Annotated in this window: 20 protein-coding genes and 1 pseudogene; 9 read left to right on the top strand and 12 right to left on the bottom strand. The window is 71.0% G+C overall.

All coding sequences use genetic code 11. The features are described 5' to 3' along the window. Window positions 1-188 precede the first annotated feature (188 nt). The 4 genes from ACFVYX_RS23850 to ACFVYX_RS23835 all read right to left on the bottom strand — a co-directional run bounded on the left by ACFVYX_RS23850 (window position 189) and on the right by ACFVYX_RS23835 (window position 6,077). Window positions 189-1,193, bottom strand: a complete 1,005-nt coding sequence (locus ACFVYX_RS23850; RefSeq protein ID WP_389683464.1) for a LacI family DNA-binding transcriptional regulator — start codon at window positions 1,191-1,193, stop codon at window positions 189-191. Window positions 1,194-1,332: 139 nt separating this feature from the next. Beyond that, window positions 1,333-2,847 (bottom strand): glycoside hydrolase family 43 protein, encoded by a 1,515-nt coding sequence (locus ACFVYX_RS23845; RefSeq protein WP_389683463.1) that lies wholly within the window; start codon window positions 2,845-2,847, stop codon window positions 1,333-1,335. A 53-nt stretch (window positions 2,848-2,900) separates the two neighbouring features. Continuing rightward, the gene (locus tag ACFVYX_RS23840) at window positions 2,901-5,036 is read right to left on the bottom strand and encodes an alpha-galactosidase (protein WP_389683462.1); all 2,136 of its coding nucleotides are present in this window, start codon (window positions 5,034-5,036) and stop codon (window positions 2,901-2,903) included. A gap of 210 nt (window positions 5,037-5,246) precedes the next feature. Then, window positions 5,247-6,077, bottom strand: a complete 831-nt coding sequence (locus ACFVYX_RS23835) for a helix-turn-helix domain-containing protein (protein WP_389683461.1) — start codon at window positions 6,075-6,077, stop codon at window positions 5,247-5,249. 134 nt (window positions 6,078-6,211) lie between these two features. Here ACFVYX_RS23835 and ACFVYX_RS23830 point away from each other — a divergent pair, with 134 nt between their 5' ends. Continuing rightward, complete coding sequence (locus ACFVYX_RS23830) at window positions 6,212-7,408, top strand: Gfo/Idh/MocA family protein (RefSeq protein WP_389683460.1); 1,197 nt, start codon at window positions 6,212-6,214, stop codon at window positions 7,406-7,408. 101 nt (window positions 7,409-7,509) lie between these two features. Here the strand turns inward: ACFVYX_RS23830 and ACFVYX_RS23825 are convergent, their stop codons facing one another. After that, on the bottom strand, window positions 7,510-8,310 hold the full coding sequence (locus tag ACFVYX_RS23825) for a helix-turn-helix domain-containing protein (RefSeq protein WP_389683520.1): 801 nt from the start codon (window positions 8,308-8,310) through the stop codon (window positions 7,510-7,512). A gap of 145 nt (window positions 8,311-8,455) precedes the next feature. Between ACFVYX_RS23825 and ACFVYX_RS23820 the strand changes: the two genes are divergently transcribed. From ACFVYX_RS23820 to ACFVYX_RS23795, 6 genes are all read left to right on the top strand, one after another. Further along, entirely contained in the window at window positions 8,456-9,271 is an 816-nt protein-coding gene (locus ACFVYX_RS23820) for a phytanoyl-CoA dioxygenase family protein (protein WP_389683459.1), read from the top strand. Between the two features lie 11 nt (window positions 9,272-9,282). Continuing rightward, a complete protein-coding gene (locus tag ACFVYX_RS23815) occupies window positions 9,283-9,594 on the top strand; it encodes a hypothetical protein (RefSeq protein ID WP_389683519.1) in 312 nt (103 codons plus the stop codon). Then, complete coding sequence (locus tag ACFVYX_RS23810) at window positions 9,591-12,443, top strand: glycoside hydrolase family 3 C-terminal domain-containing protein (protein WP_389683458.1); 2,853 nt, start codon at window positions 9,591-9,593, stop codon at window positions 12,441-12,443. Before ACFVYX_RS23815 ends, ACFVYX_RS23810 begins: the two co-directional genes overlap by 4 nt. Before the next feature lie 147 nt (window positions 12,444-12,590). Next, window positions 12,591-12,803, top strand: coding sequence for an acetylxylan esterase (locus ACFVYX_RS23805; RefSeq protein ID WP_389683457.1), 213 nt, complete (start codon window positions 12,591-12,593; stop codon window positions 12,801-12,803). A gap of 134 nt (window positions 12,804-12,937) precedes the next feature. Continuing rightward, window positions 12,938-14,005: a TerC family protein gene (locus tag ACFVYX_RS23800; RefSeq protein WP_389683456.1), complete on the top strand. Its 1,068-nt coding sequence runs from the start codon at window positions 12,938-12,940 to the stop codon at window positions 14,003-14,005. A gap of 114 nt (window positions 14,006-14,119) precedes the next feature. Further along, a complete protein-coding gene (locus ACFVYX_RS23795) occupies window positions 14,120-14,356 on the top strand; it encodes a hypothetical protein (RefSeq protein WP_389683455.1) in 237 nt (78 codons plus the stop codon). A gap of 225 nt (window positions 14,357-14,581) precedes the next feature. On the opposite strand, the gene ACFVYX_RS23790 is transcribed toward ACFVYX_RS23795, so the two are convergent. Together ACFVYX_RS23790 and ACFVYX_RS23785 are read right to left on the bottom strand one after the other, a co-directional pair. After that, window positions 14,582-14,704, bottom strand: coding sequence for a hypothetical protein (locus tag ACFVYX_RS23790; RefSeq protein WP_389683518.1), 123 nt, complete (start codon window positions 14,702-14,704; stop codon window positions 14,582-14,584). Next, window positions 14,701-15,648: pseudogene (locus ACFVYX_RS23785) on the bottom strand (amidase); the annotation flags it as partial. The gene ACFVYX_RS23790 and the pseudogene ACFVYX_RS23785, both read right to left, overlap by 4 nt. 92 nt (window positions 15,649-15,740) lie before the next feature. Here ACFVYX_RS23785 and ACFVYX_RS23780 point away from each other — a divergent pair. Then, entirely contained in the window at window positions 15,741-16,115 is a 375-nt protein-coding gene (locus ACFVYX_RS23780; protein ID WP_389683454.1) for a hypothetical protein, read from the top strand. Between the two features lie 46 nt (window positions 16,116-16,161). Here ACFVYX_RS23780 and ACFVYX_RS23775 read toward each other — a convergent pair whose 3' ends face one another. Continuing rightward, a complete protein-coding gene (locus ACFVYX_RS23775) occupies window positions 16,162-16,641 on the bottom strand; it encodes a nitroreductase family deazaflavin-dependent oxidoreductase (RefSeq protein WP_389683453.1) in 480 nt (159 codons plus the stop codon). Between the two features lie 105 nt (window positions 16,642-16,746). Here ACFVYX_RS23775 and ACFVYX_RS23770 point away from each other — a divergent pair, with 105 nt between their 5' ends. Continuing rightward, window positions 16,747-17,403, top strand: a complete 657-nt coding sequence (locus ACFVYX_RS23770; protein WP_389683451.1) for a hypothetical protein — start codon at window positions 16,747-16,749, stop codon at window positions 17,401-17,403. Here ACFVYX_RS23770 and ACFVYX_RS23765 read toward each other — a convergent pair. From ACFVYX_RS23765 to ACFVYX_RS23750, 4 genes are all read right to left on the bottom strand, one after another. Further along, entirely contained in the window at window positions 17,361-17,888 is a 528-nt protein-coding gene (locus ACFVYX_RS23765; RefSeq protein WP_389683450.1) for a MarR family winged helix-turn-helix transcriptional regulator, read from the bottom strand. The genes ACFVYX_RS23770 and ACFVYX_RS23765 overlap by 43 nt on opposite strands. Window positions 17,889-17,932: 44 nt before the next feature. Then, a complete protein-coding gene (locus ACFVYX_RS23760) occupies window positions 17,933-18,946 on the bottom strand; it encodes a PP2C family protein-serine/threonine phosphatase (RefSeq protein ID WP_389683517.1) in 1,014 nt (337 codons plus the stop codon). Window positions 18,947-19,423: 477 nt separating this feature from the next. Then, on the bottom strand, window positions 19,424-19,918 hold the full coding sequence (locus ACFVYX_RS23755; RefSeq protein WP_389683449.1) for a hypothetical protein: 495 nt from the start codon (window positions 19,916-19,918) through the stop codon (window positions 19,424-19,426). Continuing rightward, window positions 19,915-20,082 carry a hypothetical protein gene (locus ACFVYX_RS23750; protein WP_389683448.1) on the bottom strand — a complete coding sequence of 56 codons (168 nt, stop codon included), beginning with the start codon at window positions 20,080-20,082 and terminating at the stop codon, window positions 19,915-19,917. The genes ACFVYX_RS23755 and ACFVYX_RS23750 overlap by 4 nt, the downstream gene beginning before the upstream one ends. Between the last annotated feature and the right edge of the window lie 127 nt (window positions 20,083-20,209).

Genomic DNA, 20,209 nt, shown 5'->3' with positions numbered 1-20,209 from the left:
CACCGGGGAGCCACACCAGGCAGCCCGTCCCGCCGAACTCCCCGCGCTCCAGGCCCGCCTCCTGGCATACCCGGCGTCGACCGTGAGCGTCTTCACCGCGCCGTCGAGGATCTCGCCCACGCCCAGGGGGCGCAGCGGGATCACGCCGCACGGTCGCACCGCCCCCGTACGTCTCACCGGCCCACGCGTCAGGGCGCCGACCCGGTACTCGCCCGCACCGTCAACACGGGTGCGATCAGCGAGACTTCGTCGGCGCCGCGACCGTCGATCTTGGCGACCAGGCACTCCACCGCCTGCCGGCCCATCTCCTGCGCGGGGATGGAGACCGACGTCAGTCGCACCGAGGCCTGGACGGCCACCTGTTCCGGGCAGATCGCGACCACCGACACGTCCTCGGGGACGGCGCGGCCCTGCCGGCGCAGCAGGGCGAGCAAGGGCTCGACCGCCTGCTCGTTCTGCACGACGAACCCGGAGGTGCCCGGGCGCTCATCGAGGATGCGGGTGAGGACGGCGGCCATCGCGTCGTAGCCGCCACCGCACGGCCGGTGCAACACCCTGATGTCCAACTCCCGTGCCCTGGAGCGGAGTCCGTCGAGGGTGCGCTCGGCGAAGCCGGTGTGGCGTTCGTAGACCGCGGGGGCCTCGCCGATGACGGCGATGTCGCGATGGTCGAGCGTCGCCAGATGCTCGACGCACAACGCGCCGGTCGCCCTGAAGTCGAGGTCGACGCAGGTCAGTCCTGAGGTGTCGGCGGGCAGTCCGATCAGCACGGACGGCTGGTCGGTGCTGCGCAGCAACGGCAACCGCTCGTCGTCGAGTTCGACATCCATGAGGATCATCGCGTCGGCCAGCCCACTGCCGGTGACGCGGCGGACGGCTTCGGGACCCTCCTCGCCGGTCAGCAGCAGTACGTCATACCCGTGCGTCCGGGCCGTCGTGGTGACCGCGATGGCGATCTCCATCATCACCGGCACATACATGTCGGTGCGCAGGGGAACCATCAGCGCGATGATGTTCGACCTGCTGCTGGCCAGCGCCCGCGCGCCCGCGTTCGGGTGGTATCCCAGCTCGCGGATGCTCTGCTCGACCTGCAGCCGGGTGGCCGCGGAGATGGGCCGCTTGCCGCTGAGGACATAGCTCACCGTGCTCGCCGACACTCCGGCGTGCCGGGCGACCTCGGCGAGGGTTACCATCCAGATCTCCCAGCCTTATGAAGCGCTTCGATCAGATGAGCGTATCGCTCCTGCGTACAATGTGCGCCGACCCTATCTCCGGCATGGCGCGTTGTCCATCCTTCGGTGAAGCGCTTCGATGATCAGAGGGGGCCTCCGTTCAGCCGTCGAGGGGCTCGTAGTCGAACCAGTCGAAGTGGACGGTGCCGGCCGCGGCGTACATGCCGATGACCCGGCCCGTGAAGCCGCCGGCGACCTCGGTCGACAGGTAGCGGCCGTCGAGGGTCGCGAGAAGGGTGTACGTGCCGTCGGGCTGCTCGATGCCGAGGGAGACGACGTCGGGTCCGGTGCACGGTCCGTGCGGAGCCGGTGATTCCGTGATCGTGACGGCGAGGACCACCGGCCCGGCGGGCACGGACCGCGCTGCCACGACCGTGCGCAGGTCGCCGACGTGCGCGATGATCCGCACCTTCGTACCGGACGCCTCGATCGCGTAGTGATGCCGCTCGTCGAGCCGGACGGCGAGGCCGCCGCGTCCCTCGGAGGGATCGACCAGAGCGCGCGCCCGGCACGCGAGGTGCTGCTGGCGCCGGCCGGTGAACACCACATCGGGTTGGTCCAGGGAGCCGGCCCGCGCGCGGAGGGTCAGCCAGCCGGGGCGCTCCTTGGTGGTGCAGTGTTCGGCGGGCCGGTCGCGCAGGGAGATCCAGGACGGTCGCAGTTCGGCGAGGTCGAAGTCGTCCCGCCGCTCCTCGACGGGGCCGGGGGAGAGCGGCCACGGGAGCTCGGACAGGTCCAGGGCCACCTCGCCGACGACCGGCCATTCGTCCACCCAGGTCACGGGTGCCAGGAAGGTCTCCCGGCCGAGCACGTGCCAGCCCGGCGTGCCGCCGCCGGGTCGGACGCCGAGCAGCACCATCCACCAGGAGCCGTCGGGGCCTTGGACCAGGTCGGCGTGCCCGGTGTTCTGGACGGGGTGGTCGGTGCCGCGGTGGGTGAGGATCGGGTTGGCAGGGCACGGCTCGAACGGGCCGGCGGGCGTACGGCCGCGGGCGATCGAGACGCCGTGGCCGCGCTCGGTGCCGCCCTCGGCGATGAGGAGGTACCAGTAGTCCCCGATCCGGTACAGGTGCGGTGCCTCCGGGGCCTTGGCGCCGGGCCCGCCGGACCAGAGCCGGTGCGGTGTCCCGTATGTCCGGCCGGTGGACGGGTCGAGACGGACCTGCGAGACGCCGGCGACCGTGCACCAGCAGGTGCCGTCCTCCTCCCACACCAGGTCGGGATCGATGCCGGGGACGCCTGGCGCCCAGATGGGGTCCGACCACGGTCCGGCGGGGTCGGTGGCCGTGACGATCAGGTTGCCGCCGCCCTCGCTGCAGTTGGTGACGATCAACCAGAAGCGGCCGTCGTGGTGGCGCAGGGTGGGGGCGTAGATCCCGCCGGAGGACGGCATGGAGGTGGGCAGACGCAGCTGGTCCGGGCGGTCCAGGGCGTTGCCGATCTGCGTCCAGTGCACCAGGTCGCGGCTGTGGAAGAGGGGGACGCCGGGGAAGTACTCGAAGCTGGAGCAGGCCAGGTAGTAGTCGTCGCCGACGCGGCAGACGCTGGGGTCGGGGTGGAAGCCGGGGATCACGGGGTTGCTGAGGCGTGGGTCCGGCCGGCGCAGTGGTGGCACCTGAGAGGTCCTCTCGTCGATGGGTGAGGGAGTCGTGGCGTGGTCGGGGCGGTTCAGGTGGCGCCGGGGTCCGTGGGGGTGATGCGGAGCAGGACGGCGGACGGTGCGGTGGGCAGGGTCAGGCTCAGCTCGGCCGTGTCGGGCAGCCAGGTGGAATCGGACCGGCCGGCCGAGGGATAGAGCAGGTCGACACGGGCGGGGGTGTCCCGCAGGTGGGGCAGGCGAAGCGTCGCCGTGGCGTCGGTTCCCGGGCGGCGCCAGGCCGTGAGGTAGGTGGTGGCGGGCGTACGCATGGCCAGGGCGATCCAGGGGTCGTCCCAGGCGGGAAGGCCCAGTGGCCAGGACGGTACGGCTTGCGGCAGGTCGGCGCGGATGGCCTTGTACACCGCTACCGCCTCGTGGACCAGGGCGCGGGCCTCCCGCCCGAGTTCGGGAATGCGGCCGGAGAGATGGATCCGGCCGAGCAGCGCGTTGGCCATGGCGAAGGCCACCTCGTCGAGGGAGTCCTCCGGCCGCGGGTATGCCCAGACGGCACCCTGCTCGGGGGTGACGGCGGTGGGCGCGGAGGCCGCGATCGGCGCGTAGAGGTGGAGGTTCTGCTGGTCACTGGTGGACTGCAGCTGCAGCCGGGAGAGCATGGCGTCGTCCCAGCGCATGCCGCCGGAGGCGCAGTTCTCCACCACCAGGTGCGGGTGCCGGTCGAGGATGCCGTCGAGCCAGTCGAGGTGCGCCCGGTTGTGGCCGAGCAGGCCGTCGCCCGGGGTCTCGCCGGGGTGGGCGCTGGTGCCGGAGCCGGGGTCGATGTTGTGGTCGAGCTTGAGGTAGCCGACGCCCCACTCGCCGACCAGGCGGTCCACGACCTGGTCCAGGTGGGCACGGGCGGCCGGGTGGCGCAGATCCAGGTGGTGCCGGCCGGTCTCCGTGACGCGGGCGCCGTCGCGGCGGAAGAACGCCTCGTCGGGCAGGGACTTGGCCATGGGGCTGTGGACGCCGATGACTTCCGGCTCCAGCCACAGGCCGGGAACCATGCCGCGTCGGCGGATGTGGTCCAGTACCTCGTGGATTCCCCTGTCGCCGGGGAAGCGAGAGGCGGCCGGCTCCCAGGCGCCGACGCTGGTCCACCAGCCGCCGTCACCGTCGTCGTACCAGCCCGCGTCGATGACGAAGTGCTCGGCGCCGGCCTCGGCCGCGGCGTCGATCAGCGGCAGCAGCTTGTCGGTGGTGGGGTCGCCCATCAGGCAGTTCATGTAGTCGTTGAAGATGACGGGCAAGCGCTGGTGGTCGGCATGAGGGCGGCGCTGGGCGCGGCGGTAGCGGGTCAGCGCGGCGAACGCGGAGTCGGGGCCGCCGTCGGCGCTGAAGGCCAGCGCGGCGGGTACGGTACGGAAGACGGCGCCGGGCTCCAGGGAGTGCCGCCAGCCGTGGTGGGCGTCGGTGGGCCCGAACAGCGCGGCGTAGGCCGCCTCGTCGTGCTCCTGGCACTCCCAGCGCCAGCCCCCGCCGTTGTGCTCGATCTGCCACACCCAACTGCGTCCGGTGCGCCGGTCCGTCAGGCCTCCCATGGGCAGGTGTCCGCAACTGGACCAGGTGCCCTGTCCGTTCAGGGCGAAGCCCGCCTTGCCGTGCCCGTACGTCACGCGTCCGCTGACGCCGGGTGTGGTCCGGCGCATCGGCTGTCGCTGCCAGCGGCACTCGGCGAGCCAGTCGTTGTCCGCCCACAGCAGGTCGGCGGCGTCGACGGCCGCCGGGTCGCGTGGGGTGAGGCAGCCCACCGCGAGCGAGCTGACCGACTCCAGGTGCAAGGTGGTCTGCCCTTCGTTGCGCAGCGTCACTTCACTGCGGAGCACGGGGATGCCGTCCGGTGACCGGTACGTCACCTCCGCGACCAGCCCGGTCTCCGGGTCGTGGAGATGCACGGTCAGCGTGTGCCAGTCGCCGTCGCGGGCCGCTCGGTGGGCCCGGTGGCGCAGTCGCCCGCCGAGAGAGGTTCCGATCAGGCGGCTGCCCGACCAGTCGCGGCCGTGACCCGCGGCCGTCACCTCCACCAGGGGCAGTGACGTACCGGGGGCTGTCCGCGCTTCGTCGGGCAGTCCGAGGTGCGTGAGGCCCGGCCTGCCGTCCTCATCGAGGACGAGGTCGAGGTGAAGGGCCTCGTGCCCCCAGTGGAAGGTCCCTTGTTCCTTGGTCATGGCGGCCCTTTCGAGGTCAGTGCCGGGCGGTTCCTCGGGTACGCGACCCCCGCGGGCGGGCTGGACAGCCCGACGGCTGTCGAAGCGCTTCACCCCCAGGCGTAAGGTAACGGACGGGTTTCCTGAGAGACAAGGGCCCCAAGCGCCGGAAGCGCTTCGACGGCACGCTTCACGGTCATGCGCCGTGGGCTCGGGCCGTCGCCGGGTGGGTCAGAGGCCGCGTCCGTGCCGGAACCGTGCCGGGGTGGTTCCGCACGCGTCCGTGAAGACCCGGTAGAAGCGGCTGACCGAGCCGAAGCCGGCGGCCGCGGCCACCTGGCTCGTGGGAAGGTCGGTGGTCACCAGCAACCGGCGGGCTTCAGCGAGCCGGTACAGCTTCACGTAGTCGCCGATCGTGGTACGCACGACCTTGCGGAACCGGGTCATGGCGTAGGTCGGGTGGACCTGCGCCGCCGCGGCGACGTCCGCGACGGTGATCGGCTCGCGGAAGTGACGGGCGATGTACCGCGCCATGGACACCGCCTGGCGCAGGGCCGGATCGTCACCGGCGTGTCGACGCGCCGGATCGCCGACCGTGGCAAGCGCCAGGCGTCGGACGCGCGCTTGTATCTCCAGCATCGCGATGCGGTGCAGTTCGTCGCCGCCCGCGGCCAGATCCGCGGCCCACTGGGTGAACTTCGCCGGATCGCTCGCGTCGGCACGGTCTGCGGGAGAGATCACCGGCACGCCCGAGAGCACACGGGCGAGGAGCGGTTGCGGCAGCCCCCAGGCGAGAAGCTGATCGAAGGGCACGTGCAGCCAGTGGACGCGCGTCGCCTGGCTCGCCACCAACTGGTGGGGGATCGCGGCCCAGAACACGGCGAGGCCGCCCACCGCGACTTCGAGGAGTTCGCCGCCGTAGAGATAGAGCATCGACCCGCCGCCGGCCACGAAGTTGATCTCCAGGTCGTCGTGCCGGTGCGCTGCCGCCATCAGCGTCGGGCGTCCGGACCAGCCGCGCAGATACGAGGGTTCGTCGACCAGGGCACCCTGAGGATCCAAGAAGTTCTCGCTTCGAAACGGTGCAGACATCGCGTGTGATCGGACCCTACCGTCATGGAGCAGTGCCGAATCCCGCACCGTCATGCGACCGGCACCAGCTCGTACCCACTCCTACGTTCTGATGGAGATTTCGCGTGTTCTCACTCGGCATCGTCGGAGCCGGCCAGTTCGCCGGTTCGTTCGCCAAACTCTGGCGCCTGCACCCGAACGTCGGTGACATCAAGGTCACCGACCTGCTCCCGGAGCGCGCCGAGCGGCTCGTCGCCGAGCATGACCTCGCCGGCACGCTCCCCTCGTTCGAGGACATGCTCGACTCCGATCTCGACGCCATCGCGCTCTTCACCCAGCGCTGGACGCACGGCCCCCTCGCCGTGGAGGCGTTGCGTGCGGGCAAGGACGTCTACAGTGCGGTCCCGATGGCCGTGACCGAGGCGGAGATCGCGGACATCATCGCGGCGGTCGAGGAGACCGGCCGGATCTACATGATGGGCGAGACGAGCCACTACCACCCGGCGACCGTCTACGCGCGCGCCCGGATCGCCGCGGGAGAGTTCGGCCGGATCTTCTACGCGGAAGGCGACTACGTCCACGACATGGACTGGGGCTTCTACGACGCGTACAAGTACAGCGGCGGTGAGAACTGGAAGTCCACCGCCAGCTACCCGCCGCTGCTCTACCCCACGCACTCGATCGGCGGAGTCCTCGGTGCTTGGCAGACGCACGCCGTGAGCGTCTCGGCGATCGGCGTTCCGGACGAGCGCGGCGACGGCGTGTTCGACCGCGAGATCAGCCAGTTCGACAACGACTTCTCCAACGCGACCGCACTGTTCGAAGTCGCAGGTGGCGGCAGCTTCCGCACGAACGAGTTCCGCAGGGTCGGGTACATCGGCAAGGAGTCGCGCTTCCGCTACTTCGGCACGGAAGCGGTCCTCGAACAACTCGGCTCGGTCAGCCTGTGGCAGGACAAGAAGGGCGAGCGCGACGTCACCGCGCACCTGCACCCCACATCCAGCCTCTCACCGGACGACCCGGCGCTCTCCCACGTCGCCCCGGAACTGCGCGACGCCTTCGCCTCCGGTACCGCACCCGTCCACGACCGCTCTCGACTCCCGCGTGAGTTCGCGCACGCGCCCAACGGCCACGAGGGCAGTCACCACTTCCTCGCCGACGACTTCGCCACCGCGGTCACGACACGGACGCCTCCACCGCTGCACGCGTGGACCGCCGCCCGCTACACCCTCCCCGGCATCATCGCCCACCAGTCCGCCCTCCGGGCCGGCGTGCGCCTCTCCATCCCCGACCACGGAGACGGACCCCGCATCACGTCGTAGCACCACTCGACCACGGGGGCGCTGCGGAGGCATCCGCACGGGGCCGTCGAGGTCGGGCGGCCGCTCGGGATTCGGCGCGTCACCCACGTTCGATCGCGACATCACACAGCCGTGCTGTCGCGCGGGGTGGGACCGGCGCCACGGATGCCGCGGGGTGACGCCCCGAGTTCCCGGCGGCACGCCTTGTTGAACGCCTGCAGGTCGGGGATGCCGACCGAGGCGGCGACTGCCGGGATGGAGAGCGTGGTGGCCCGCAGGAAGTGGCGTGCGCGTTCCATCCGGCGGGCCCGGATGTAGCCGACGACGGTGTCCCCGGTGGCGGCGCGGAAGAGCCGGGTCAGATGGTTGTGGGAGACGCCGGCCGCTTTCGCGATCTCCGGCACCGTCAGGGTCTCCGTCAGCCGTGCCTCGATCAGGGCCGTCGCGGCCATGACAGCCGGGTGAACGGCCCGCGCGCCGTGCTCCTGCGCGGGGGTGAGCCGGGCGATCCGCCACAGGGCGGCCCACACCTCGGCGGTGGCCCGTGCCGGGGAGTTCGGCCAGGCGGCCAGTGCCTGCTCCAACTGCCCGCCCAGCAGGTCGCGTTCCGGACCGGTGTGCTGGATGACGGGGACGCTCTGGGGCGTGCCGGCCGAGCCGAGGCGGAGGTGGACGTAGAGGTGTTCGGAGCGGCCCCGGTAGCGGTAGCGGACCTCGGTTCCGGGCGGTACGAGGCTGACCCGGCCGGGGCGGATCGCGTGCTCGGTGCCGTCGACCGTCAAGTCTGCTTCGTAGTCGTACAGATGGAGCTGCCACAGGTCCGGCAGGCAGAACACGTCCACCTGTCCGGCCGGCCCGTGCACGCCGATGCCGACGGCGGCGAGAGCGGGAGGCTCGTCGAGAGGGGCGAGGACCGTCTGCATGGTCACGTGTTCTACCACGGCGTACGCGGCCCGCGGAGGCGCGATTCCCGATGGGCGTGCTCGGGCCCGATGTGGTGAGAATCGACCAGTGGAGGGTGAACGCGGCCCACGCGGTGAGCGGGCCGCCGGACCTAGCGTGGCCGTCATGGAGAACAGGCAAGAACTTCTCGACTCGGTGCGGATGGCGCGCTTCGTGGCGCGCGGGTCGCTGCGGCTGGACGCGGTGGTTCCGGCGGAGATGAACGCCGAGGGCTTGGCGGTACTGGCGGGCGGAGTGCCGCCGGTCCCGTACGGGACGCCGCTGTCCGACGCCTACGAGGCGGGCTCATTCGTCCGCAGGCTGCTGGAACTGCCGCGGGTGGCCGGGGCCCTGCGCAGTCTGGTGGGCCCGGAGCCGTGGGTGGACCACCACTTCGTGCACACTCGCGAGCCCCGTGGCGGCGACGCGCAGGCGCTGCACGGGGACGCCATCATCGACGTCCGACCGGACGCCTTCGACGTGCAGTTGATGTACTACCCGCAGGCCGTGACCCTGGAGATGGGCGGGACGCTCAGCGTGCCGGGCAGCCATCTGCGGCGGATCAACGAATCGGACACCGGTCGCTACCAGAACCTGCGCGGACAGGACCGGTTGGTGTGCCCGGCCGGGACGGTGGTGTTTCTCCACCATGGCCTCTGGCACGGTGGCCGGCGCAACGACAGCGACACTCCCCGTCACATGCTCAAGATCCGCTTCAACCCCAGGGTGCGCCAACAGCGGCTGTGGGACACCTCGGATCTCGACGACCCGCGGGTGACCGCGGAGTTGGACGCGATGTTCCCGTGGTACGAGGGGGCGACCGGCCGACTGGAGCGCTACAACCGCATCCTGCTGTGGCGGGAGCTGACGGGTGACGACGGATTCGACCTGGACCACTGGGTGACCAGGGTCTCCAACCGCCCGAAGGAGACGGTGACATGACGACCGAAGCGATGACGCATGCGGCGGCGGATACCGGAGACGTCACCGCCGCCCCGGTGCGGCGGCAGCAGGTGCTCGTGCTGTATCTGGCGAGCTCGGCGCTGGACTCCCACGTCGTCGGCTGGTCGCGATACGACGGCACCGGCCGCACCTCGCCCACCACGGGCGACAGCGACGAGCCGCCGTACGACTCGGGCGTGGCCGCACTCCACGACGGCTGGCGGCTGTTCCAGGCCGCCCAGCTCATCCCGCCGTACCCGGGGCACGAGTACGACGTCTCCTTCCTCAAGCACGAGTTCTTCTTCGAACGGATTTCCACGTGAGTTCCGCGCCCGTGTCCCCGTCCAAGCCGCCCGATTTCCGTGATCCCGCGCTGCCGCTGCAGAAGCGCGTCGACGACCTGCTCTCCCGGCTCACGCCCGAAGAGCGGATCGCGATGCTGCACCAGTACGTGCCGGCCGTCCCACGGCTCGGCCTCGCTGCCTTCCGTACGGGCAGCGAGGCCCTGCACGGGGTCTCCTGGATGGGGGTGGCGACGGTCTTCCCGCAGGCCGTCGGTCTCGGTGCCACCTGGGACGAGGACCTGGTGCGGCGGGTCGCCGAGGCCGTCTCGGTCGAACTGCGGGCCTTCCACCACCACCGTCGACCCGCCACCGACGACGGCCCCTACAGCCTCCAGGCCTGGGCGCCCGTCCTGAACCTGCTGCGCGACCCGCGCTGGGGGCGCAACGAGGAGGGCTACTCCGAGGACCCGGTGCACACCGCCCGGCTCGGCGAGGCATACTGCCGGGGCCTGGCCGGCGACCATCCGACCTACCTGCGGGCGGCTCCCGTTCTCAAGCACTTCCTCGCCTACAACAACGAGGACGACCGCTGCACCACCTCCTCCGTACTGCGCCCGCGCGTCCTCCACGAGTACGACCTGGCCGCCTTCCGGCCCGTCGTCGCCTCCGGTGCCGCGACCGGAGCCATGGCCGCGTACAACCTGGTCAACGGGCGCCCCTGCCATGTCAGTCCGCTGATCGAGACCGAGCTGCGCCGCTGGGCGCGGCCCACCGGACACGAGCTGTTCGTGGTCAGCGACGCCGAGGCCCCCTCCAACCTGGTCGACCCGGAGCGCTACTTCGACGACCACGCCGAGTCCCACGCCGCCGCACTCAAGGCCGGCATCGACAGCTTCACCGACCACGACGACGACAGCGCCACGCCGGTCGGCCGACTGCGCGAGGCGCTGGAGCGCGGCCTGATGGCACAGGTCGATGTGGACCGCGCGGTGCGTCGCCAGCTCGAACTCCGCTTCCGCCTGGGCGAGTTCGACCCGGACCTCGACCCGTATGCCGGGATCGGTCCGGAAGCGATCGACTGCCCCGAGCATCGCGCCCTGGCACGGCACGCGGCGACCGAGTCGGTGGTGCTGCTCAAGAACGGCGGCCTGCTGCCCCTGGACCCGGCCCGTACGTCACGGATCGCCGTCATCGGCCCCCTCGCCGACACGCTGTGCGAGGACTGGTACAGCGGCACCATGCCCTACCAGGTGACCATCGCCGATGGCCTCGCCGCCGCACTCGGCGCCCACGGCGGCGAGGTGGTCCGGGTGGAGGGCGCCGACCGTATCGCGCTGCGCTCCCGCACCACCGGCGAACTCCTCGGCAAGAGCGCCTTCGACGTGACCGACTGGGGCCGCGGCATGCTGACCCTCCGCGCCGCCGACGCCGGCCACTACCTGAGCCTCAAGGACGACGCCACCGTGGCGGCCGACCAGAAGGTGCTCAAGAACTGGTTCGTCAAGGAGACCTTCCGGCTGGAACCGGCCGGGGAGGACACGGTGCTGCGCTCCGTGCTCACCGGCCGCTACGCCGCCGTGGATCCGACCGACGGCCGCGTCACCGTGACCGCCGATGCCCCGGACTCCGCCGAACGCTGGGCGCGAGAGCTGCTGCGCGACGGCGCGGCCGAGGCCCGGGCAGCCGCAGAGGCGGCCGACGCGGCGGTCGTCGTCCTCGGCAACCACCCCATGATCAATGGCCGTGAGACCGAGGACCGCGCGGACATCGACCTGCCCGCGACGCAGGAGGAACTGCTCCGCACGGTCGCGGCCGTGCGCCCGGAGACGGCGCTCGTGGTGATGAGCAGCTACCCCTACGCCGTCGACTGGGCCGACGAGCACCTGCCCGCCGTGGCGTGGACCTCCCACGGAGGGCAGGAGACGGGCCACGCGCTGGCCGCTGTACTGCTGGGCGAGGCCGAGCCCTCCGGACGCCTGCCGCAGACCTGGTACCGGGGCGACGATCCGCTGCCGGCCCCGCTCGACTACGACATCATCAAGGCCGGCTGGACGTACCAGTACCACCGGCCGACGCCTCTCTACGCCTTCGGCCACGGCCTGTCGTACACCGACTTCTCCTACCGCGACCTGCGGTTGTCGCGGTCGTCGACCGGCCAGGACGGGGCGGTCGACATCACGGTGACCCTGGTCAACAGCGGTGCCCGGGCCGGCAGCGAGGTGGTGCAGCTCTACGTCCGCGCGCTGGACGCCCGTCACGAGGCGCCCAAGCTGCGCCTGGCCGACTTCCGCAAGGTGCGCCTGGAACCAGGGGGAAGCAGCGAGGTAACGTTCCGGCTGCCCGCCGAACGGCTCGCCCACTGGGATGTCGCCACCTCCGCCTTCACCGTCGATCCCGGCGGCTACGAGATCATCGTCGCCCGCTCCGCCGATCACCCGGTCCTCACCGCACCGCTGACGGTGACCGGGGCGCCCTCGGCGCCCCGGAGCGTCGTGGAACGGCGGACCTTGGCGGTCGACTTCGACGACTACGCGGACGTCACCCTCGTCGACGCCACCCGGACCGACGGTGATGCGGTCACGCCCACCGACCTCGCTCGGCCCGGGACGCTTCTCTTCCGCGACGTCGACCTCTCCGGGGCCGTCCGGATCGAGGCCGAGACCGCCCGCGAGGACGCCGGACCCAGCGATGCGCGGCTGGTCGTCCGGGTGGGCGACCAGGTGCTGGCCGAGCTCGACGTCCCCCTCACCGGCGACCGCTACGCGTGGCAGACCATCGCAGGCGAACTGGACGACCCGCCCGAGGGCGTCCGCGACCTGCGCCTGACCCTGCACGGTGACTTCCGCCTCTCCGCCTTCCGGTTTTGCAGCCCCGGCAGAGCCGAGTGATCGGTTGCGCCCGCCCGTGAACCGGCGGCCCGTCCGACAGGGGGGGACGGGCCGCCACTCCCGTGCCCAGCGGTGCCTCGGACCCGCGAGGCGCGGGGCCCCGATGCCACTCGCCACCTCGTCCGCACTCCGACCGGAGGAAGCCCCATGCCGCTCACCGACCTCGGGACTGACGACCTCGTCGGCCATCAGCCGCAGCTGACCGCTTCGAACGACTTCGACGCGTTCTGGTGTCGCACCCTCGCCGAAGCCCGGTTCTACGACGGGACGATCAAGGCCGAACGGGTCACTTCCGCGCACCTGCTGCACACCGTCGAAGTCGACGACATATGTTTCCCCGGCTGGACGGCGAGCCGGTGACCGCCTGGCTCCTGCGCCCGCGCGGCACGGGAGTCGTCCCGGGGCGGGCGGCGAGCGTCTTCAGGACATTCACGGTCGCATCCCGCAGACTGGAGGTCAGGCTTCCGATCGGCCGCGTCTGAGGGGTCGGGCCCGTGCACGATGTGCCGCTGTGGTTGTGGGTGGTGTTCGCCGTCACCGTTCTGGTGTCGTTGGCGGTGGATCTGCTTGCGCACCGGGAGGCTCACGTCATCGGGTTCCGGGAGGCCGCCGCCTGGAGCGGAGTGTGGGTGGGACTGGCGATCGTCTTCGGGACGGTCGTCTTCCTCGTGGTCGGTACGAGTGCCGGAGTGGAGTACACGACCGCGTGGCTGCTGGAGAAGAGTCTGTCGGTCGACAACCTGTTCGTCTTCGCGCTGATCTTCGGCTACTTCAGGGTGCCGCGTGCCTACCAGCACCGCGTGCTCTTCCTCGGTGTCCTCGGCGCCCTGGTCTTCCGCGGTATTTTCCTGGCCGCCGGGGTGGCGGTGGTCAGCCGCTTCACCGCCGTCCTGTTCGTCTTCGCCGCGATCCTCTTCTACAGCACCTACAAGATCCTCAAAGAGGAGGATGACAGCTTCGACCCCGGCAAGAGCATCGCCGTACGCCTGCTCCGCAAGATCGTTCCCGTGCGCGACGACTATGCGGGGACCCGCTTCTTCGTCAAGGAAGCAGGCCGACGCGTCGCCACCCCGCTGCTGGCCGTCGTCGCCGCCATCGAAGCCGCCGACCTCGTCTTCGCCGTCGACAGCGTCCCCGCCGTCCTGGCCGTCAGCAACGACGCCTTCATCGTCTACACCAGCAACGCCTTCGCCATCCTCGGCCTGCGCGCCCTGTACTTCATGCTCGCCGGACTGCTCGACCGCTTCCACTACCTCAGCGTGGGCCTGGCATTCATCCTCTCCTTCATTGGCGTCAAACTCATCCTCCAGGCGTCTCACAAGACGATCAGCACCGCCGTCCCCGAGATCCCCTCCCCGCTCAGCCTCGCCGTCATCGTCGCCGTCCTGGCCGTCTCCATCGGACTCAGCGTGCTGCGCCCACCGCCCGGCCACACCGACGACCGATCTTCCCCGGACACGGCGGGGCCCGTCGGCTCCGTTCCGGCCGAGAACGCTGCCGACGACCCCCCGGAATCGCCGTCCGACCCACACGACGCAGGCGAACCACCGGACGTCAGATGACTCCGTTCGGTGAAACGCCGGTCCTCGCACGCGCAGGCCGCAACGACGGAGCGTTTCGGAAAAATGCTCCAGATCATCCCCAAAACTGCCTAAAGTGGACGTAAAATATCGGTCATGAAAGCCGAGCCGAAGTCCAGGACGACCCCGTCGTCCCAGCGCGTCTGCCGCTCGTGCAAGCAGCCGGTGGACGCCGTTGTGGAACGGCACAAGACCATGGGCGTCTACGTCCCCGTCTGGGTCGCGGGGCCTTGTCACGATCCGAATTGCGACCAGTACGTACCGGAGCAGGTGCCGATCACCTCGGTACGCAGTGCCACCTGGGAGACCCTGACCGGCTGGAGGCGCCACTGAGCGACCCCGGGACGGTGGGTGCCGTCGGACACGTCGTATCAGTGTGCTGAAGTGTGCGGTCAGCGCCCTGTGCAGCAGCCCGGTCCGTCTCGTTCCGTCGGTACGTAGAAGCGCGCTCAGGCCAGAGGGCCGAGGCCGCCGACGATGCCGATGCGCTTCCAGGTGTCTGTCACGGTGTCCGTTCGTCGTTCGTGCGTGGATCGTCGGCGTCGCCGACGCCGGGGGTCAGAGGGCCGGACGGTGGCGTGCGCTCGCGTCCTCCAGGACGGCTCCGGCTGCCAGGACGAGGTCCTCCCGGAGGTGAGGGCCGACCAGTTGGACGCCGCAGGGGAGTCCGTCGTCGCTCAGTCCGGCCGGGACGGTGAGCGCGGGGTGGCCGGTGTCGTTGAAGACGGACGTGAAGGCGATGGGGCTGGTCCGCTCTCGATCGTGAGGGAGCGGCTCCGGTCCAGGGCTTCGGCGTACCACGGCTCGAAGTCGTGTCGCCTCGCGGTGAAGGTGTCCAGGACGCTGGTGAGCCGGGCCTGGGCGAGGACCTTCTGCCTCAGCTGGATGGACAGGGGGAAGGACTCGGCATCGGGCAGCGGCGTGTCGTCGTCCACGACGAGGTGTCCGTCGGCGCGGAGCACGTCCGCGGCCTGCTCGACCGCGCGCAGCAGCGGCGCGTGGGGGGCGGCCACGCCGAAGGTGCGCATCACGCGGATCCGCAGGCGCTGCGGCCGCCGTTCGAGGCCTTGGAGGTACGACGTCCCGGGGGCGGGCAGGGAGAACGGGTCGGTCGGATGGTGCCCTGCGGTGATGTCCAGGTGGAGGGCTGTGTCCCGGATCGTACGGGTCGCGGCGCCGAGGACGGTGTGCCGCGGCCGGCTGGTGGTGCGGGACGGGCCTTGGGGGATGCGGCCCCGGCTCGGCTTGAGGCCGACGGTTCCGCACAGGGCGGCGGGGATGCGGGTGGAGCCGCCACCGTCGCCTGCGGTGGCGAGCGCGACGAATCCCGCGGCGACCGCGGCGGCGGATCCGCCGCTGGAGCCGCCCGGGGATGTGGCGGTGTTCCAGGGGTTGCGGGAGGTGCCGAAGGCGTCGTTCGTGGTGTGGATGCCCGCGCCCATGGGAGGCATGTTGGTCTTGCCGATGACGAGGGCGCCGGCCGCGCGGAGTCGGCTGATGTGGGTCGTGTCGCGGGTGGCGGGCGGGTTGTCGCGGAAGGCGCGGGTGCCGTGGCTGGTGGGAAAGCCGGTGGCGTCCTCGTTGTCCTTGACCAGGATCGGGAGCCCGGCGAGCGGGCCGAGCCCGTGTCGGCGCGGGCGATGCGCTCGGTGGTGGTGGCGGCTTCGGTCAGGGCTCGCTCGGCGTCGAGGCGGACCACGGAGTTGAGGGAGCCGTCGTGCTTGGCGATGCGGTCGAGCGTGTGCCGCATCAGCTCGGTGGGCGAGAGCGCACGACGACGCATCAGGGCGAGCAGTTCCTGCGCGACGTCAAGGCAGCCGCCCTCGACAGCTCCCTGACGGAACGCCAGATCGCGGTCTACGCCGAGATCCTCACCCTCGGCCGGGCCCAGGGGCACTTCGTCCTCCAGGACCCGCCGCGGCTGATCGCCGCCAACTTCGTGGCCATGGAGGACGGCTACCAGATGGAGGTCCTGGCCGGGCGGCGCACCCGCGCAGAGGTGATCGCCGCCCTGTCCTCGTACGCCCGCGCCGTCACAGGCCACGACCCCGGCGCCACGCCGGGCTCCGCCACGGGGCACGAGGCGAGCTAGGGCCTGTCTTTTGGATCATGCCGGGCTCGCCCTGCCCAGAGCGGTGTCAGCGGTCGGTGGCCTCCAGCCGGACGAAGGGGATCCGCTCGCCTGCCGCGCGATAGCTGGCCTCCGAGCCGTCGGCCGTGAAGCCCATGAAACGGCACAGCGCCCGGGCGGCCCGAGGGTGCCGGCGGGCGTACTCGACCATGATCAGGCCTCCCTCCTCCGGGGGCAGGAATTCCGCGACGACCGCGTGATAGCGGCGGCCGAACTGGATCGTCGCTGCGGGGGTGCGGCGGAGGTTCCGGTACCACTGGGCGTCCGGTCCGAAACCGGAGGCCACGGTCCATCCGCCTGGCCCGTGGCGGACCACCTCCAGGACCACCTCGCGTGACCGGCCGGATTTCCGGCCCGTGTGGATGAGGAGCAGGAGCCGTCCTCCGAAGAGAGGGCCGAGCCCGCCGCGGTAGAGGTGGATCGGCAGCCGGGCCAGGTGGCGTCTCCATCCGGACGGGCGGCGCGGACGGCGAGGTGCGGGACGCATGGAGGGATCTCCCTGGCGCGACGATGGTTGCCTGGCGGCTTCGGTTCGGTAACAGGTGGGCGGGCGGTGTTACTGAGCGTCAATGAAACATTGCATAGTCTAAATGTGAAGGCGAGACACCTGCTGGCGGACAGACTCCTGGGCGCGGCCTCGTACCGGGGCCGCCCGCCGCTCTGGCTCGTGGGCGAAGGGCTCGTCGTCGCCTGTGTGGGCGTGGTTCTGCCGCTCGCGGCAGGCACCGGAGCTGCCCTCGGCGGCATGTCACCGCGTCAATCCGTGGCCGCCGTCGCGGTATCGGTGGCCGCCGTCGTGCTCTATCTCCTGGTCGTCCGCGCGGGCCACGCACTGATCGCGGGCGTGGTGGCGCTCGGGCTCCTCCTTGCTCCGGAGGTCCCGCGGCTGGTCGCGGAAGCGTTGCTCACCGGGGTGGGGCGCACGCAGGAGGTGGTCGTGGCGGCGGTGGCGCGCGAACCGACGGGGAGCCCCGCGTATTACTGCACCGTCCGACGGCGGGACGGTGCTCCCATGGACGCGAGACTGTGGAGAGGGTGCGGGTCGAGGGTTGCGCCCGGAGATCTGATCGGGATGGTCTACGACCCGGCGGGCAGGGTGGCGCCCCGCGGGGTCGCCGGGCCCGGCGCTCTGGTGCGCGCCTGCGCCGAGGCCCTCACCGTTCTTCTCGCCTTCGCGACGCTGTGCTTTCTCGCGGTCGTACGGTCCTACCGCATTCCCTCGACGGGATCGCTCCAGCCCAGAGGATGAGGATGCGCGATGCCTTCATCGATGGCCGGCTCCCTTCCCGCCGAGTTGAACGCGTCGAGCGCGTCCACCAGGGCGCTCCGCCGGCCGGGTTCGAGGCGCCGCAGAATGGACGTGATCTCCTCCCGTCGCCGGGAGGTCACGTCCTGGACCACGCGGCTGCCTTCCTCGGTGAGGCTCAACTCCGTCTCCCGACGGTTGCTCGGATTCGTCCGACGGCTCATCAGACCCGAGGCGATCAGCCGATCCACCATCCGCATGGCGGTGGACGGCTGTACGCCGAGATGGTCCGCCAGTGCCACCAGCTTGGAGGGGCCATGGGTGGACAGCACGACCAGCATCCGGAACTGGGGCAGTGTGATGCTCTCCTCGACCGTCGCGAGCGACCGTGCCGAGACCGCGACCAGCAGCCGCGATGCCGTCAGCACGGCACGCGTCACGGCCTCGATGTCGTCCTGGTCCGGTTCGGCCTCGTCGTTCTCTCGCATACGAACCTTTGTACCGCGTCAGGGCGCGGGCGTGAGGCGGCCCCTCAGCTCGGTTCGGCGTGAGCGTGGTAGCGCAGCAGCAGCATGGCGGCGTCGTCCCCGAGCGGGCCGCCGGTGTGCGCGACGACATCCCCATGGAGGGCGTCCAGGGCCAGCTCGGGACTGCCGGCCTTCAGCAGGTGCAGCCGGGAAGTGAGGGGATAGAACGTCCCCTGGCTGTCCCGGGCTTCGGTGACGCCGTCCGTGTACAGCAAGAGCTGGTCGCCTGGATGGAACTCCGCCCTGAGGGGCTCGGGGCTCTTCGTTCCATGGAGGCCCAGCCCGAGGGGCAGAGCTCGCTTTCCGGGGTCGAGGAACCGGGCCGTGCCATCGGCATGGACGAGCAGGGGAGACGGGTGGCCGTAGTTGAGCAGGGACATGGTCCGGTCCTCCCGTATCTCGGCGATCACCGCGGTGACGAACCGTTCACCACCAAGGGCCCGGTCCATCGCTCTCTCCAGCCGGAGGCTGACGCCCGTGAGGTCCGGCTCGTCGTGGGCGGCTTCCCGGAAGGCCCCGAGGACGTCGGCCGCCGTCTCGACCGCGTCGAGCCCCTTGCCCTGGACGTCGCCGACGATGACGCGCACTCCACCGGGCGACGTGACCACCTCGTACAGGTCCCCGCCGATCCTGGCTTCGGCGACGGCGGCGGTGTACGAGACCGCGGCGCTCAGCTCCCCTGCCGTACGGGGGACGGGGCGCAGCAGAACCCGCTGAGCCACTTCCGCGATCGAGCGGACACTGGCCAGTTCCGCCTCGCGCCGTCGGCGCATGACCGCGGCGAGAAGGCCGGCGGCGGTGACGCCGGCCACCGAGACGAGAGCCGTCGTTCCGCGCCGCCCGGGAAACAGGCCGTCGTACCAGCCGAGAGCGAGACAGAGGGCAAGGGCGAGCGCGCCGATCACCGCGGTACGGCGCGGTCCGCCGGTGAGTCCGGCGAACGCGGGCCCCACCGCCACCAACGGCAGAAGCCCCACGGCCGGTCCTGCGATGACGTCGGCCACGGCGGTGACCGCCATGACGACATACGGAAGGAGCGTCAGCGCGCGCGCTTCGGCCGGCTGCTGGTTGGACAAGGCACTCCCGACGGATTCCTGTGGTGGCGGCGTTCCTCGCCGCCCGCCGGACCACCATCCCGCGCGTCGGACCTGGCGAGGCCGCCCGTCAACATTTAGCCCATGCAATGATACGGCGATCCCCTGTGACTCCGTGGCCAGACTCTTCCGGATCGCAGCGGCTGTGCATGCCGGGCACCGGCAATCCGGCGGCGCCTCGACTGCCCGTCAAGAACCTGTCATTGCCGAGTATGCAAGCTGTGAGGTCCGTTGCTGACCTCCTACCACCACACCGCCGCTCCCTGGCACCGGAGCACAGCAGCCGGCGGGGTTCTGTTCCCCACCTGGGAAGCGGACCGCCGCCGCCCCCCGGCAGCAGGCGGCTCCAGCGACGGTCTGCGCGCCATCGCCCGCAGCAGGGCTTCAGAAAGATCACCGCCGTCAGCGGCAGGAACCCTCGCTGAAGGTCGCCCGGGACACGTAGAAGGCGAGCATGTCCGGGCCGGGGGCCGGCCGGTCGGCGGCCCCCGGGAAGACCACGGGGGGCTGGTCGTCCAGGGTCAGCGTGACGTGGACGCAGTACTCCGCCTCGGTGTCCTCGGTGCTGACGGTGTAGCCTCCACCCTCCTCCTCACGCGTGTCGACGCCAAGACCCGGCCCGATGCCGCTCTCCCGGATCGCCTCCGCGATCAGGGAGCCGTGGTTGCCCTCCAGGCTCGTGTAGTGCTGCTTGCCATCCAGGTCCTGGACGCCCTTGCCGACGGCGTCGCGGAGCTCGCCCTCGCTCCACGTCGACTCGGCCCGCATGCCGAACAGCACGCCGAGCGCGATGAGCGGCGTGAGGACGATGAGTGCGAGACCAACGGGGTTGCGGTGGTTGTAGACGTACCGGCTGGTCCCCCACGTGCTCCGGATGAGGACGGGTTCCTCGCTCAACGTGCCGCCTGTACGACGCCGATGTGCGCGGCCCGGACATCTGCCCGGAGCGCGAGCTTCGGGACATCGGGGCTCTGCGGGGGCGCGCCCTCGAACGTCCCGTCGAACTCGGCTCCGGTTCGGCTGATGTCGGCCGGGAACCTGCGGTGAGGTGCGGTCGTCATGGCAGAACTGTAGCGGCGAGGGTGATCACATCGGATAACCCGTCGATATCCGGGACGACGGCCCGGACATCGACGAGGGGGAAGGGAGCTGTGTACTGCCCCGCCGCCGCACGCGCTCTTCCAACGC

Origin of the sequence: Streptomyces sp. NPDC058326, assembly GCF_042879855.1 — a bacterium.
Taxonomy (GTDB): Bacteria; Actinomycetota; Actinomycetes; order Streptomycetales; family Streptomycetaceae; genus Streptomyces.
This window is presented reverse-complemented; position numbering and strand designations above follow the sequence as displayed.

Bases quoted from the DNA above. Each gene is read 5' to 3' on its own strand.
- ACFVYX_RS23850 (WP_389683464.1), bottom strand. From the start codon at position 1,193: ATGGTAACCCTCGCCGAGGTCGCCCGGCACGCCGGAGTGTCGGCGAGC.
- ACFVYX_RS23840 (WP_389683462.1), bottom strand. From the start codon at position 5,036: ATGACCAAGGAACAAGGGACCTTCCACTGGGGGCACGAGGCCCTTCAC.
- ACFVYX_RS23825 (WP_389683520.1), bottom strand. From the start codon at position 8,310: ATGCAGACGGTCCTCGCCCCTCTCGACGAGCCTCCCGCTCTCGCCGCC.
- ACFVYX_RS23820 (WP_389683459.1), top strand. From the start codon at position 8,456: ATGGAGAACAGGCAAGAACTTCTCGACTCGGTGCGGATGGCGCGCTTC.
- ACFVYX_RS23815 (WP_389683519.1), top strand. From the start codon at position 9,283: ATGACGCATGCGGCGGCGGATACCGGAGACGTCACCGCCGCCCCGGTG.
- ACFVYX_RS23805 (WP_389683457.1), top strand. From the start codon at position 12,591: ATGCCGCTCACCGACCTCGGGACTGACGACCTCGTCGGCCATCAGCCG.
- ACFVYX_RS23795 (WP_389683455.1), top strand. From the start codon at position 14,120: ATGAAAGCCGAGCCGAAGTCCAGGACGACCCCGTCGTCCCAGCGCGTC.
- ACFVYX_RS23775 (WP_389683453.1), bottom strand. From the start codon at position 16,641: ATGCGTCCCGCACCTCGCCGTCCGCGCCGCCCGTCCGGATGGAGACGC.
- ACFVYX_RS23765 (WP_389683450.1), bottom strand. From the start codon at position 17,888: ATGCGAGAGAACGACGAGGCCGAACCGGACCAGGACGACATCGAGGCC.
- ACFVYX_RS23760 (WP_389683517.1), bottom strand. From the start codon at position 18,946: ATGGCGGTCACCGCCGTGGCCGACGTCATCGCAGGACCGGCCGTGGGG.
- ACFVYX_RS23750 (WP_389683448.1), bottom strand. From the start codon at position 20,082: ATGACGACCGCACCTCACCGCAGGTTCCCGGCCGACATCAGCCGAACC.